The sequence below is a fragment of the Bradyrhizobium sp. KB893862 SZCCT0404 genome, from assembly GCF_018130885.1.
Lineage (GTDB): Bacteria > Pseudomonadota > Alphaproteobacteria > Rhizobiales > Xanthobacteraceae > Bradyrhizobium > Bradyrhizobium stylosanthis.
Window position 1 is genome coordinate 1 of the sequence record NZ_JAFCLT010000003.1, and the last position, 14,049, is coordinate 14,049.

General features: G+C 65.3%; 12 protein-coding genes. 4 read left to right on the forward strand and 8 right to left on the reverse strand.

The features are described from left to right. Positions 1 to 121: 121 nt before the first annotated feature. Genes JQ617_RS13980 through JQ617_RS13990 form a run of 3 tightly spaced genes read right to left on the reverse strand, consistent with a single transcriptional unit; the run spans position 122 to position 2,156 of the window. Positions 122 to 757 carry a GNAT family N-acetyltransferase gene (locus JQ617_RS13980; RefSeq protein ID WP_212026832.1) on the reverse strand — a complete coding sequence of 212 codons (636 nt, stop codon included), beginning with the start codon at positions 755 to 757 and terminating at the stop codon, positions 122 to 124. A 22-nt stretch (positions 758 to 779) separates the two neighbouring features. Next, the gene (locus JQ617_RS13985; protein ID WP_063694048.1) at positions 780 to 1,430 is read right to left on the reverse strand and encodes a 3-oxoacid CoA-transferase subunit B; all 651 of its coding nucleotides are present in this window, start codon (positions 1,428 to 1,430) and stop codon (positions 780 to 782) included. An 18-nt stretch (positions 1,431 to 1,448) separates the two neighbouring features. Then, on the reverse strand, positions 1,449 to 2,156 hold the full coding sequence (locus tag JQ617_RS13990) for a CoA transferase subunit A (RefSeq protein WP_011089830.1): 708 nt from the start codon (positions 2,154 to 2,156) through the stop codon (positions 1,449 to 1,451). A 324-nt stretch (positions 2,157 to 2,480) separates the two neighbouring features. On the opposite strand from JQ617_RS13990, the gene JQ617_RS13995 reads away from it, so the two are divergent. From JQ617_RS13995 to JQ617_RS14010, 4 genes are all read left to right on the forward strand, one after another. Further along, positions 2,481 to 4,421 (forward strand): AsmA family protein, encoded by a 1,941-nt coding sequence (locus JQ617_RS13995; RefSeq protein WP_212027419.1) that lies wholly within the window; start codon positions 2,481 to 2,483, stop codon positions 4,419 to 4,421. A 208-nt stretch (positions 4,422 to 4,629) separates the two neighbouring features. Next, a complete protein-coding gene (locus tag JQ617_RS14000; RefSeq protein WP_212026833.1) occupies positions 4,630 to 6,015 on the forward strand; it encodes an ABC transporter substrate-binding protein in 1,386 nt (461 codons plus the stop codon). A 94-nt stretch (positions 6,016 to 6,109) separates the two neighbouring features. After that, the gene (locus JQ617_RS14005) at positions 6,110 to 6,982 is read left to right on the forward strand and encodes a carbohydrate ABC transporter permease (RefSeq protein WP_212026834.1); all 873 of its coding nucleotides are present in this window, start codon (positions 6,110 to 6,112) and stop codon (positions 6,980 to 6,982) included. Beyond that, complete coding sequence (locus tag JQ617_RS14010) at positions 6,979 to 7,830, forward strand: carbohydrate ABC transporter permease (protein WP_212026835.1); 852 nt, start codon at positions 6,979 to 6,981, stop codon at positions 7,828 to 7,830. Before JQ617_RS14005 ends, JQ617_RS14010 begins: the two co-directional genes overlap by 4 nt. Before the next feature lie 87 nt (positions 7,831 to 7,917). Here JQ617_RS14010 and JQ617_RS14015 read toward each other — a convergent pair whose 3' ends face one another. The 5 genes from JQ617_RS14015 to JQ617_RS14035 form a co-directional block, all read right to left on the reverse strand. Beyond that, positions 7,918 to 9,945, reverse strand: coding sequence for a methyl-accepting chemotaxis protein (locus JQ617_RS14015; RefSeq protein ID WP_212026836.1), 2,028 nt, complete (start codon positions 9,943 to 9,945; stop codon positions 7,918 to 7,920). Positions 9,946 to 9,959: 14 nt separating this feature from the next. Further along, positions 9,960 to 10,943 carry a TRAP transporter substrate-binding protein gene (locus JQ617_RS14020; protein ID WP_249157109.1) on the reverse strand — a complete coding sequence of 328 codons (984 nt, stop codon included), beginning with the start codon at positions 10,941 to 10,943 and terminating at the stop codon, positions 9,960 to 9,962. A 95-nt stretch (positions 10,944 to 11,038) separates the two neighbouring features. Further along, positions 11,039 to 11,851, reverse strand: coding sequence for an ABC transporter permease (locus JQ617_RS14025; RefSeq protein ID WP_212026837.1), 813 nt, complete (start codon positions 11,849 to 11,851; stop codon positions 11,039 to 11,041). A 4-nt stretch (positions 11,852 to 11,855) separates the two neighbouring features. After that, positions 11,856 to 12,770: an ABC transporter permease gene (locus JQ617_RS14030; RefSeq protein ID WP_212026838.1), complete on the reverse strand. Its 915-nt coding sequence runs from the start codon at positions 12,768 to 12,770 to the stop codon at positions 11,856 to 11,858. Next, on the reverse strand, positions 12,767 to 13,939 hold the full coding sequence (locus JQ617_RS14035) for an ABC transporter ATP-binding protein (protein WP_212026839.1): 1,173 nt from the start codon (positions 13,937 to 13,939) through the stop codon (positions 12,767 to 12,769). The genes JQ617_RS14030 and JQ617_RS14035 overlap by 4 nt, the downstream gene beginning before the upstream one ends. Positions 13,940 to 14,049 lie beyond the last annotated feature (110 nt).

The following is a 14,049-nucleotide window of genomic DNA, read 5'->3' on the forward strand; positions in this document are numbered from 1 at the left end:
TCGCCTTGACCGGCGAGCACGATGCCGCACTCTTGCCCCTGATCGACCTCTTGACGAACATCACGGTAGATGCCCCGCCTTCGCGGGGCATGACAGCGGCGAATGCAGAGACCAACCGCTCTTAGATATCCCGCGCGAACATGCGAAAGCCGGGTGCGCCGATGATCGCCTCGAAGGCGGGATCGCGCTTCTCCTCCGCGAAGACGAAGCCGGCCTTGGCATAGGCGCGCTCGGCGGGCTCGTTGCCGATCAGGAACGAGATCGTGGCGCGCGCAAATCCGGCTGCCCGCCCCTTGTCCAGCGCATGGGCAATCAACGCCTGCATGAGACCGCGACCGCGATAGGCGGGATCGGTGGCGACATGCTCGATCATCCAGTCGCCTTCGCCGCCCTGCACCCAGCAAGCACGCGAATACGTACCGCGTCGGCGGATGGCTTCGAGCTCCGACGCGGCGAGCCCGGCCGCCAAGCCGACCTCCTCGATCGCGCGCCAGGCCGACGGCCCGGTGTTCGCCGCAGGCACGGCACAAAGCGCCGCGACCGGCTTACCGTCTATCTCGGCGACCAGGAACTGCGAGACATGCCACATCGACACCGCGTGTGCCGTCGCGACGCGCGCGATGAAATCGAGGCACTCGGCTTCAGGCCGGCCGAGCGCGACGTCGAACCAGCCGCGCGACCGGTAGCCGCGCATCGATGACAGAATAATGCTTGCGATGAAACCGGCGTCTTCGGGACGCGCAGACCGTATCGTCATGCGCGCCCCCTTTGCGACGACCTTACGTGTTCTTCAGCGCGACGCGGAATTCGGCCTCGGTCTTGGACTTGACCTCGTCGAGCGTGACGCCGTCGGCGAGCTCGATCAGAGCCATGCCGCCGTCGCCGTGCTTGTCGATGGTGAAGACGGCAAGATCAGTGACGACCATGTCGACCACGCGCTCGCCGGTCAGCGGCAGGTTGCACTTCTTCAGGAGCTTCGAGCCGTCCTTGGCCGAATGCTCCATCACCACGACGACGCGTTTGACGCCGGCGACGAGATCCATCGCGCCGCCCATGCCCTTGACCATCTTGCCGGGGATCATCCAGTTGGCGAGATCGCCGTTCTGGGCCACCTGCATGGCGCCGAGGATCGACAGATCCATATGGCCGCCGCGGATCATGCCGAAGGAATCCGCGCTCGAGAAATACGAGGTCGAGGGCAGCTCGCTGACGGTCTGCTTGCCGGCGTTGATCAGGTCGGCGTCCACCTCGTCCTCATAGGGGAACGGGCCCATGCCGAGCATGCCGTTCTCGCTCTGCAGGCTGACATCGACGCCCTCGGGGATGAAGTTCGAGACCAGCGTCGGGATGCCGATGCCGAGATTGACGTAGTAGCCGTCGCGCAGTTCCTTCGCGGCGCGCGCAGCCATCTGTTCACGGGTCCAGGCCATGTGAGTCTCCTGATACGCTTAAGCGGCGGTGCGCGGGCGGGTGTTGCGGAATTCGATGCGCTTCTTGGCCGTACCGACCTCGACGATGCGCTTCACGAAGATGCCGGGCGTGTGGATGTGGTCGGGATTGAGTTCACCGGCCGGAACCAGGTGCTCGACCTCGGCCACCGTGATCTTGGCGGCGGTCGCCATCATCGGGTTAAAGTTGCGCGCGGTCTTGCGGTAGATGAGGTTGCCGGCGGTATCGCCCTTCCAGGCGTGGACGATGGCGAGGTCGGCGAACAGGCCGCGCTCCATCAGGTACTTCTCGCCGTCGAACTCCTTCACTTCCTTGCCTTCGGCGATCAGCGTGCCGACGCCGGTCTTGGTGTAGAAGGCCGGGATGCCGGCGCCGCCGGCGCGGATGCGCTCGGCCAGCGTGCCCTGCGGGTTGAACTCGAGTTCCAGCTCGCCGGCCAGGAATTGCTGGGCGAACAGCTTGTTCTCGCCGACATAGGACGAGATCATCTTCTTGATCTGCCGGGTTTCCAGCAGGCGGCTGAGCCCGATGCCGTCGACGCCGGCATTGTTGGAGACGACCGTCAGCCCCTTGACGCCGGATTCGCGGATCGCGTCCGACAGCTCCTCGGCAATGCCGCAGAGGCCGAAGCCCCCCGACATGATCATCATGTTGTCTTTCAGAATGCCGTCGAGCGCCGACTTGGCGTCGGGATAGACCTTGTTCATACAGGAAACCTTCGGCTTGGAGGCGTCGCGCCTTATTGGCGGCGATTATTAGGCGAAATCGTCCGAAGCCGTCAATGATACGGGGTTCTCCGTTCCGCGGGGCGGTGGTAGAAGCTGCCCACGCGGTGGGCAGACCCGCCTGCGGCCTTGAAAGCGACAAGAAAGCCCATCAAGTTGCGGCACTTAACACGGCAGGGCTTGTAAGCTGACAAGACTTGTAGCCTAACAAAGACTTGTAACCGAACAAAGGCTTGGGCGTGGGGCGCGCAGCTTGCCCGGCCCGACCTTCTGGCACACCAACCCGATCAGGACATGCCATTGACCATGGCCCAAGGAATGAAGCGCCTCGGGACGCCGATCGCGGCGCTGCTCGGCGTCGTGCTGATCGCCCTGATCGCGACCTCATGGCTCATCAACCGCGACGCGCTGCGCAAGGCGGTGGAAGCGCAGATCCGCGACGTCACCGGCCTCGAGCTCAATGTCGCAGGCAGCATCGACATTTCGGTACTGCCGGCGAGCTACATTTCGTTCCATGACGTCGGCCTCAAGGGTGGCGGCACCACCGATCCCGCGCTCCATGTCGACGTGCTCACGGCCAATCTGCGCCTGCTGCCGCTGCTGCTGCAGCGGTTCGAGATCGCCGATCTGACGCTGCTGCGGCCCCGCATCCATGTCAGCCTGAAGCCGGACGGCGAGAGCAACTGGACGCCCTTCATCCAGACCATCGCCCGCACCATGAAGCCCGGGGCCGACAACCAGGTGTCGTTCTCCGAGATCAGGATCCAGGACGGCGTGCTGAACTACGAAGACGCCGTCACGCACGCCACCGAGAAGTTCGAGGACATCGACCTGTCGCTGGCCTGGCCCTCGATCTCGCGCTCCTTTGCCGCGACCGGACAGTTCGACTGGCGCGGCGAACGGGTCGACGGCTCGATCAGCTTTTCCGATTTCGTCGCCGCCCTCTCCGGCGATCGCTCCGGCCTGAAGGCGCGGATCGCCAGCGCGCCGCTCAAGCTCGCCTTCGATGGCAGCGTCGCCAACCGCACCAGCCCGATGATGGAGGGCACGCTCACGATCGACAGCCCGTCCTTGCGCAACGCGCTGCGCTGGACGGGGCAGCCGCAGCCAGGCAGCGGCGGCTTCGGCCGCTTCGCGCTGAAGGCGCGCGCCAACGTGGTCGGCGCCTCGATCGCGCTCACCAACGTCAATGTCGAGCTCGACGGCAACGCCGCCGAGGGCGTCATGACCTACGCCAATAACGGCCGGCAGACGCTGCAGGCGACGCTCGCCGCCGACGCACTCGACTTCACACCTTATATCTCGACCTTCCGCCTGCTCGCGAGCGGCGCGCGCGACTGGAACAGGCAACTGTTCGACCTCAACGGATTGTCGACCACCGACCTCGATATGCGCCTGTCGGCGGCGCGGCTGACGGTGGGCCCGACCAGGCTCGGCCGCACCGCGATCGGCGCCAACCTGCGCAACGGCGCGCTGGCGCTCTCGGTCGGCGAAGCCCAGGTCTATGGCGGCATTGCCAAGGGCTCGTTCGGCATCGCGCGCTCCGACAGCGTCGCCGACATCAAGGCGCAATTCCAGTTCACCGACGTCGACCTGCAAGCCTGCGCCACCGAGCTGTTCGGCCTCAACAAGCTGTCCGGGCGCGGCAACATCAACGTCTCGCTCCTGGCCTCCGGCTCGAGCCCGTTCGGCCTCGTGCAGTCGCTCGACGGCAGCGCCACGATCACCGGGCATGACGGCGCGATCTCGGGCTTCAACGCCGAGCAGCTGTTGAAGAGGCTGGAGCGGCGGCCGCTGTCGGGCGGCGGCAATTTCCGCAGCGGCTCCACCCCGTACGACCATCTCACCATCGCGTTGAAATTCTCCGACGGCATCGCCACCGCCGAGGACATCCGCGTCGAAGGGCCGGCGGCGAAGATCACGCTCACCGGCACCGCCTCGGTGCCGACGCGCGAATACGACATGAAGGGCGTGGCGAGCCTCAACAGCACCTCGGGCTTCGAACTGCCCTTTGTGGTGCAGGGCCCCTGGGACGATCCGCTGATCTTCCCCGATCCGGAAAGCCTGATCCGCCGTTCGCCGGCCTCCGCCCCGCTGCTCGACATGCTCAAGGACCGCAAGGGGAGCGACGCCGTGCGCTCCGCGATCGAGCGCATCACCGGCGCAGGCAAGCGTCCCGCACCGGCGGAATCGCCGACGGCGGAGAACGCGAAAGAGAACCCCAAGGACAACGCCAAGTCGAACTAGTGCGCGCGCCGATCGGCCCGCAACGGCCGACCGTCGCGAATTGATCCGGCCGAATTGATGCGGCGATTGGATCGATGCGCACGTCAAGCATCTCCTCCGGCGCAAGGCCCACGACCCAGGTCTGACAAGATGCGTTGATTGCGCTACCACCATGCGCTAGTGTTTTAGCCGACCGGTTAAAAACACCGGCCGTTTGAGGGAGAAAAACGTGAAATCCAAGGTTATTGGCGCAGTGTCATTGGCGGTCGCTGCGGCTGGGCTGTTTGCCGCCACCGCACCTGCCTTTGCGCAGCAGAAGACGATTACGGTCTGGTGGGGCAAGGGCTTCTACCGCTCCGAAGACGACGCGCTGATCGAGACGATCAAGAAATTCGAAGCCAAGACCGGCATCAAGGTCGAATTGTCGCAGTACGCGATCCAGGACATGATTCCGAAGACGGTCGCCGCGCTCGACGCCGGCACCGTGCCGGATGTGGCCTATTCCGATTCCTACGACGTGCAGGCGCAGGGCAAGTGGGCCTACGAGGGCAAGCTCGAGGACCTCTCCGACATCATGGAGCCGATCAAGGACCGGTTCGTCCAGAACACGCTCGATGCGTCGATCCTCTATAACAACGTCACCAAGAAGAAGGCCTATTACGGCTTCCCGCTGAAGCAGCAGAGCATGCATGTCGAGATCTGGAACGACATGCTGGAGAAGGCCGGCTTCAAGCTCGCCGACATTCCGACCGACTGGTCGGGCTACTGGACGTTCTGGTGCGACAAGGTGCAGCCGGCGATCCGCAAGGCGACCGGCCAGCGCATCTATGCCGTCGGCCAGCCGATGGGCGTGGAATCCACCGACGCCTTCCAGTCGTTCTACACCTTCATGGACGCCTATCACGTCAAGCTGGTCGACGACGACGGCAAGCTCCTCGTCGACGACCCCAAGGTTCGCGAGAACCTGATCAAGGCGATGAAGGACTACACCGACACCTACATCAAGGGTTGCACGCCGCCCTCCTCCACGACCTGGAAGGATCCGGACAACAACGTCGCCTTCCACAACAAGACCATCGTGATGACCCACAACTTCACGATCTCGATCGCGGCGAAGTGGTTCGAGGACTCCCAGAACCAGGCGCTCACCCAGGAGCAGCGCGACGCCGGCAAGAAGGCCTATGAGCAGGACATCGTGACGGCGTCCTTCCCGAAGGCGCCGGATGGTTCGACCATCCGTTACCGCTCCGACGTCAAGACCGGCCTCGTCTTCACCGCGGCCAAGAACAAGGCCGAGGGCAAGCAGTTCATTGCCTTCCTGCTCCAGGAAGAGAATGTCCGCCCCTATATCGAGGGCGCGCTCGGCCGCTGGTTCCCGGTGACGAAGGCGAGCCAGGAAAGCCCGTTCTGGCAGGCCGACAAGCACCGCAAGGCCGTCTATAGCCAGTTCACCGGCGGCACCACCGCGTTCGACTTCACCAAGAACTGGAAGTTCACGATCCTCAACAACGAGAACATCTGGGCCAAGGCCATGAACCGGGTCGTCAGCGAGAAGGTCCCGGTCGAAAAGGCCGTCGACGAGATGATCGCCCGCATCAAGGAAGTTGCGGGTTAAGTCCGTCCTTCCCTCTCCCCGCATCGCGGGGAGAGGTGTAAGAATAACACCGGCCGCGTTTCGCGGCCGGCTTCTCTTTGAAGAGTCCTAAAGAATGGCGATCACGCTCTCTGGCGATCAGGCACTCCCCGGCCCGCCCCTGTCGTCGCGGCTGACCCCGGCGCAGGTCTGGGGCATCATCCTGCTCGCGCCCTATCTGCTCGTTTTCCTCGCTTTCGTCGTCTATCCCGTCTGCTACGGGCTCTGGCTGGCGCGCGCTCCGGCGAACTACGTCGCGCTGTACAACGACCCGATCTTTGCGCGTGCCGCAGTCAACACGCTGATCTTCCTGGTCATCGGCATCAACATCAAGATGATGATCGCGTTGGTGCTGTCCGGCTTCTTCGCCGTGCAGCGCACCTGGATCAAATGGCTCTCGGTGGTCTTCATCCTGCCCTGGGCGGTGCCGTCGATCCCGACCATCCTGTCGGTGCGCTTCATGCTCAATCCCGAATGGGGCGTGATCAACCACCTCATCTTCTCCTTCACCGGCGATGACGGCCCGAACTGGCTGAACGACCCGACCGTGGCGCTCAGCATGGCGATCGGCGTGCACATCTGGAAGTCGCTGCCGTTCTGGACGCTGATCCTGATCACCGGACGCCTTGCGATCTCGCACGATCTGTTCGAGGCCGCCGAGGTCGACGGCGCGAGCTGGTGGCAGAAGTTCCGCTTCATCACCTGGCCGTCGATGCAGACGCTCTACATCACCTGTACGCTGCTCTCGATGATCTGGACGCTGGGCGATTTCAACAGCGTCTACCTGCTCACCGGCGGTGGCCCGGCCGACCTCACGCACGTGCTGGCGACGCTCGGTATCCGCTATCTGCGGCTCGACCAGCTCTCGCTCGCGATGGCCTCCATCGTCTGCGCGATGCCGTTCGTCCTGCCGCTCGTGTACTTTATGATGAAACGGTTGTCGCGATGAAGCTTCCCTCTCTCCGTGACGTCGCGACGGAAGCGCGGCTGCTCCTGATCGGCATTCCCGTCTTCCTGTGGACGATGATCCCGATCTACCACATGTTCCTGTTCGCGATCTCGCCGAAGGAGGACGCGTTCTCGGGCAAGCTGTGGCCGGACCACCCGACGCTCCACAATTTCGAGATCGTGTTCAAGCAGCAGCACTACTTCCTGCGCGACTTCTACGTGCAGTTCTGGAACTCGACGCTGATCGCAGCCGCGGTCGGTGCGCTGACGCTGTTCATCGCGACCGCCGCGGCGTTCTCGATCTCGCGGCTGAAGGTGCCGGGCGGGCGCATGGTGCTGAACCTCGCGCTATTCACCTATTTCATCCCGGCGGCGTTCCTCGCGGTGCCGATGTACCGCACCATGGGCAATTACGGCCTGCTCAACAATCACTGGTCGCTGATCCTGGCCATGGTGACGATCGCATCGCCATACGCGATCTGGGTGCTCAAGCAGGCGTCCGACAAGCTGCCGGTCGAGCTGGACGAGGCCGCCGTCATGGACGGCGCCACCACGCTGCAGATCTTCCGCCTGGTCTACCTGCCGCTGATGATGCCCTCGCTGGTCGCGATCGGCACCTATGCGGTGCTGCTGGCCTGGAACGAATATCTCTACGCGTTCCTGCTGCTCTCCAACGACCGCGAGATCACCCTCCCCGTCGCGCTCGGCAACTTCCTCGCCGCCGACGACTCGCCGTGGGAGCTGCTGATGACCACCGGCTTCATCTACGCGCTGCCGCCGGCCGCGGTCTATTACGCCTTCCGCCGCTACATGGTGGGCGGGCTCACGGCAGGTGCGGTGAAGTCCTGAAGCCGGCCCGCAGGTCGCGCCCGAGATGGCGCGGCCTGCCGTATCGCCACGATGCGCCAGGCGAAGGACCGCCGCGCGCGAAGATCCTCAGGCCGCCTTGCGCACAGTCTGCAGAAACTCCGCGACGGCCGTCTTGAGCGCGCGCGCCTGATCCTGCAATGCTGAAGCCGCCGTGAGCGCGGCTTCGGCGCCGGCATCGGTTTCGCCGGCCACGGTGCGGACGGCGCCGACCTGATCGGTCACCGCCGCGGTCCCGTTAGCAGCCTGCTCGACATTGCGCGCGATCTCGCTGGTTGCCGCGCCCTGCTCCTCGACGGCCGAAGCGATCGTCGTCGCGATCTCCGTCATCTCGGCGATGGTCCGGCCAATCTGGCCGATCGCAGCGACCGACTGTCCGGTCGAGCCCTGGATCTCGGCGACGAGGCCGGCGATCTCCTCGGTGGCGCGCCCGGTCTGGGTCGCAAGGCTCTTCACTTCGTTGGCGACCACCGCAAAGCCCTTGCCGGCATCGCCGGCCCGCGCCGACTCGATCGTGGCGTTCAATGCCAGCAGATTGGTCTGGCTTGCGATCGCCTGGATCAGCTGAACCACGGTGCCGATCCGCTCCGCCGAATCCGACAGCGCGCGCATCAGCGCCTCGGTCCGCGAAGCCTCCTCCTTGGCCTGATCCGACACCGACACGGAGCGCGCGACCTGGCTCGAAATCTCCTTGATCGAGGCGGCGAGCTGATGCGTCGCGGCCGCGACGGTCTGCACGTTCGAGGACGCCTGGGCCGACGTCGCCGCGACTTGCTCGGCCAGCGAACGGCCGCGCTCGGCGACACGGGCGAGACTTCCGGCGCTCTGTCCCATCTCCTCGGCACGGCTCGAGACGCCGCCGATGACGCCCTCCATGCCGCGATCGAAGCGGTCGGCGAGCTGAGCCATCATCGAGGCACGTTCCGTCTCGGCTGTAGCCCGCTGCGCGGCAGCATCCTGCTCCATGCGCCGAACGGTTTGCGCGTTCTGGCGGAACACCTCGACCGCGCCGGCCATGTGACCGATTTCGTCGCCGCGCTCGCCGCCCGGGATCGCCTCGTCGAGCTGGCCCGCAGCCAGGCTCTGCATGCGCAAGGTCATCTGACCGATCGGGCGCGACACGCTGCGTCCGATCAGCCATGCCAGCAACGCGCCAAGGACGAGCGCGGCCGCGGCCACCGTGAACACGAGATTGCGGGTCTGATCGACCGAGCCGGCCGTGAGCCGGCTCTGCTCGGTGCGCGTCGCGCCGAGGGCCTTGCTGATCTCCGCCGCCTTGGCGTCGATCGCGCTGCTGGATTTGGTGAGATCGGCCTGCGCCTTGCGAAGCTCGCTCATTGCGGCAGACAGCTCGGTCAAGGTCGCCGATTGATCGGCAAGCACCTTCTTCAGGGCAGCGATCAGGTTCTTCAGTCGCGGTGCCTCGACAGCGGCGATCTCCGCCTCGCTATCGGCCACCGCTGCCAGCACATAACCGATCGTCAACCCGGCATCGTCGGCGTCGACCTGGGCCTGGGTGATCGTGTAGCGCAGCGTCGAGACGCGCATCGCATCCACCGTGCCGGCCAGACGCAGCGGCTGGAGCAGGCGCTCGGGCTGGTTGGCAAGCGCGACATTGATCGCGCCGACAGCGAGGCCAGCGGTGGCACCGAGGCCCTCACTCTTGGTGCTCGCATTGCGCAAACGATCGACAGCGGAGGCGACCGCCGTGAAGGATTTCCGGTAGGTCCCGAGTGCGTCGACCAGCGCACTTCGGCCGGCGGCGATCGCCGGCAGGCGGCCGAACTGCTGATCGACCTGGTCAAAGGTCTGGCCAAAACCGTCGATCGCCTTGATGGCGCTGTCGCGGTCGCCGAGATTGCGCGTGCGGATGAACTTCTCGACGGTGACGTTGGACGAGAGCAGCGCGGCGTGTACCCGCGCCATGCCGGCATCGCCGTCGGCGCTGGTGACGAGTTCGCCGACCGTGCCGCCGATCTCGTACAGCCGCATGACGGCGAGCAGCGCCAGCACGCAGAGGAAACCCAGGACCAGCGCGAAGCCGCCGAAGATGCGCGGGCGGATGCCGATGCGCGACAGGATCAATGACAGGTTCATGATGTTTCCCGCGATTACGGCGTCGCCCGGATCCGGGCGAGCAGATCCTTGCCGAAGCGCTTCTCGAATTCGGGCTCCAGCGGCTTCACGGCATCGATGAAGGGCTGGCGATCGACCTTCTCGATGATCTCCATGCCGCCCTTGCGAAGCTCCTCGATCTTCTTCGTCTCTTCTGCGACGCCGCTCTGCCAGGTCGCCTCAGCGCCGGCCTTGGCCGCGGCGACGATCGCGGCCTGGTCCGCGGGCGGGAGAGCCTGGAACGCATCACGATTGGCGACGAAAGCGATCGGCGCGAAGAAATGCCCGGTCAGGCTGGCGTATTTCTGCACTTCCTCGAGATGGCTGGCGGCAATCGTCGCGACCGGATTCTCCTGCCCGTCGATGCGGCCGTCCTTCAATGCGGAATAAACCAGCGTGAACTCCATCGGCACGACCTCGGCGCCCAGCGCCTTGAAGGTCATCTGATAGACTTCGTTCGGCAGCACGCGAATCTTCAGGCCGCGAAGATCTGCGGGAGACTGAATCGGCCGCTTCGAATTGGTGACGTTGCGAAAGCCCTGCTTGCCGATCGCGAGCAGCACCAATCCCTTGTCGGCGAAATGCTTGGCGAAGAGAGCGCCGACCGGCCCCTCGGCGACCGCCTTGGCCTGCGCCGCATCGCGGAACAGGAACGGCACGTCGAACACGCCGAACTCCGGCACGGCGGAGCTGACCACCGAGCCGGACAGCGTGGCCATGTCGACCACGCCACTGCGCATGGCGGCGAGGATCGCCGTCTCGCTGCCCAGCGCGTTGCCGGCGCGGGCATCGAGGATGATGCGGCCCTTTGCCAGCTCGCCGAGCTTGCGGCGAAATTCGTCAGAGCCAATCTGTTGCGGCGACTGCGGCGAACCGTTGTAGACCAGCGACACCATCTGCGTCGCAGCGGCCGATGGCCGAACCGCGAAACAGAGCAACGCCAGCACCGTGCTGGCCACACCAATATAAAGCCGCTTCATCGCCCCTCTTCCCCAAGCGAGGCGACGATAGCCAGATAAGCTATATGAACTGTTAACCAAGTTGGCCGGTGCCCAAGCACCGCGGGAGAGCGCAGCTACAGCGGCGCCGCGCTCTCGCCCTGTGAGCTCGACAGCTTCGAGGCCAGCGAGGCGATGACGATAACGACCGCGATCAGAGCGATCACCAGCGTGCAGATCGCGTTGATCTCCGGCTTCACGCCGAGCCGCACCTCCGAATAGATCCGGATCGGCAGCGTCGCCGAGCCGGGACCGGTGGTAAAACTCGCGATCACGAGATCGTCGAGCGAGAGCGTAAAGGCCAGCATCCAGCCGGCGACGATCGCGGGCGCGATCAGCGGCAGGGTCACCGCCACGAAAGCGCGGACCGGATTGCAGCCGAGATCCATCGCCGCCTCCTCCAGGGAACGGTCGAGCGAGCTGAGGCGGGACTGCACGACGACGGCGACGAAGCACATGGTCAGCGTGGTGTGGGCGATCGTCACCGTCCAGAAGCCGCGCTCGGCGTTCAGCGCCACGAACAGCAGCAGCAGCGACAGGCCGGTGATCACCTCCGGCATCACCAGCGGCGCGTAGAGCATGCCGGAGAACAGCGTGCGGCCGCGGAACCGCTCGCCGCGCGACAGCGCCACGGCCGCGAGCGTACCGAGCAGCGTCGCGATGGTCGCGGAGGCGACCGCGACCCGCAGGCTCATCCAGGCCGCCTCGATCATGGCGCGGTCGTTGAATAATTCGCGATACCAGCGCAGCGACCAGCCGCCCCACACCGTCACCAGGCGCGAGGCGTTGAAGGAATAGAGCACGAGGATCAGGATCGGCAGATAGAGGAACGCCAGCCCTAGCGCGAGCGAAGCGACATTGAAGCGGGTCAGGCGGGAAGCCTTGCGCATCGCCCTACCTTCCCAGTTCGAGCTGGCGCTTCTGCAGCCGCTCGTAGAGTAGAAGCGGCACGAGCAGCACCACCAGCAGCACGATGGCCGCGGCGGAGGCGACCGGCCAGTCCTTGTTGGTGAAGAATTCGAGCCACAGGGTTTGGCCGATCATCAGCGCGTTGGAGCCGGCCAAGAGATCCGGAATCACGAACTCGCCGACGATGGGGATGAAGCACAGCAGTACGCCGGCGCCGACGCCGGGCAGCGACAGCGGAAAGGTGACGAGCCAGAACACCTGCCAGGGCGGCGCGCCGAGATCGCCCGCCGCCTCCTCAAGCGCCGGCTCCATCTTGGCGAGCGTGGCGTAGAGCGGCAGGATCATGAACGGCAAATACGAATAAACGATGCCGATATACATCGCGGTGTCGGTGGAGAGCCACACCACGGGCTGGCTGACCAGATGCAGGGCCAGCAGGATCTGGTTGAGCAGGCCGTCATGCTGGAGGATGTTGATCCAGGCATAGATGCGGATCAGGAACGAGGTCCAGAACGGCACGATCACCAGCACCATCGCCACCGCCTGCCACCGCTTCGGCAGCCGCGCCATGCCATAGGCGATGGGATAGCCGATCAGGAGCAGCAGGGCGGTGGCCGTCACGGCGACGGTCAGGCTGCGCACATAGGCGAACACGTAGATGTCGTCGGAGCCGATCAGCCTGAAATTGTCGGCCGACAGCGCAGCGAACGCCGCCTTGAGCGCACCCCACCCGGCCGAGAGGTCAAACACCGGCTCATATGGCGGCTGCGCGATCGCGGTTTGCGACAGGCTGATCTTGAGCACGAAGGCGAACGGCACCAGGAAGAACAGCACCATCCAGACATAGGGCGCGATCGCGGCAAAGCGCGCCGGGCGCGCGAAGATGCGGCGGGAGCTCATGATTGCAGCACCACGCAATCATCGGGCGTGAACCAGGCGACGACATGCTGGTTCAGGCTGTAGGCATCGACGTCGATCCGCGCGCTGTTGGCGACGGACGCCTGCAGCACCCCGCCGGTGTCGAGCTTCACCTTGTAGGTGGTGGTGCCACCGAGATAGCAGATGTCGGCAATGACGCCATCGAGCCGGTTGATCGCCGTCTCGCGCCCGGCCTCGCTGACGGGACCGCGGCGCGACAGCTTGACCTTCTCGGGGCGGATCGCGACGGCAAATCGTCCCGCACCGACCGGCTCGCGCGGCTCGGCCACCACCAGCGCGCCCGCATCACGCGTGCCGATGACGAGGCGATGACCATCGCGCAATTTGGACTCGCCGTCGAACAGGTTGATGTCGCCGACGAACTCCGCGATCCAGCGCGAGCGCGGCGCCTCGTAGAGCTCGCGCGGCGGTGCGACCTGGGCGAGCTTGCCTGACTTCATCACGCCGATCCGGCTCGCCATCGTCATCGCCTCCTCCTGGTCGTGGGTGACGATGATGAAGGTCATGCCGAGCCGGCGCTGCAGCTCCATCAGCTCGCCTTGCGTGCTCTCCCGCAACTTCTTGTCCAGCGCGGCCAGCGGCTCGTCGAGCAGCAGCAATTGCGGCCGGCGCGCCAGGGCGCGCGCGAGTGCGACGCGCTGGCGCTGGCCGCCGGAGAGCTGGTCCGGCTTGCGCTTCTCCAGGCCATCGAGCTTGACCAGCGCGACCATCTCCGCAACGCGCGAGGCGATCTCGGCGCGCGCCATACCAGCGCGTTTCAGGCCGAAGGCGATGTTGTCGCGTACGGACAGATGCGGGAACAGCGCGTAGTTCTGGAACATCATGTTGATCGGACGCTCATGTGGCAGCGCCTGCGCGATGTCCTTGCCGCCGAGCAGGATGCGCCCCTCATCGGGCGCCTCGAAGCCCGCGAGCATGCGGAGCAGCGTGGTCTTGCCGCAACCGCTCGGCCCCAGCAGCGCGAAGAATTCGCCGGCCTTGATGTCGAGCGATACGCCGTCCACGGCCCGGAACGTTCCGAAGCTTTTGGCGACGCCCTCGATGCGCAACAACGGCTGCCCCGCCGCGGGAAATACATCTCCGGCGCCACTATCCGCCGCGGCGTCTTTTCTGGGCAACTCGTCCGTCATGGTCCCTGCCAACCCCGATTCCGCCGCACGCTAGCGGCCCATCGGGATTTGCTCAACCTGTTCGGCGATAACATTGCAGCCCGTAGCCCGGATGGAGCGAAGCGTAATCC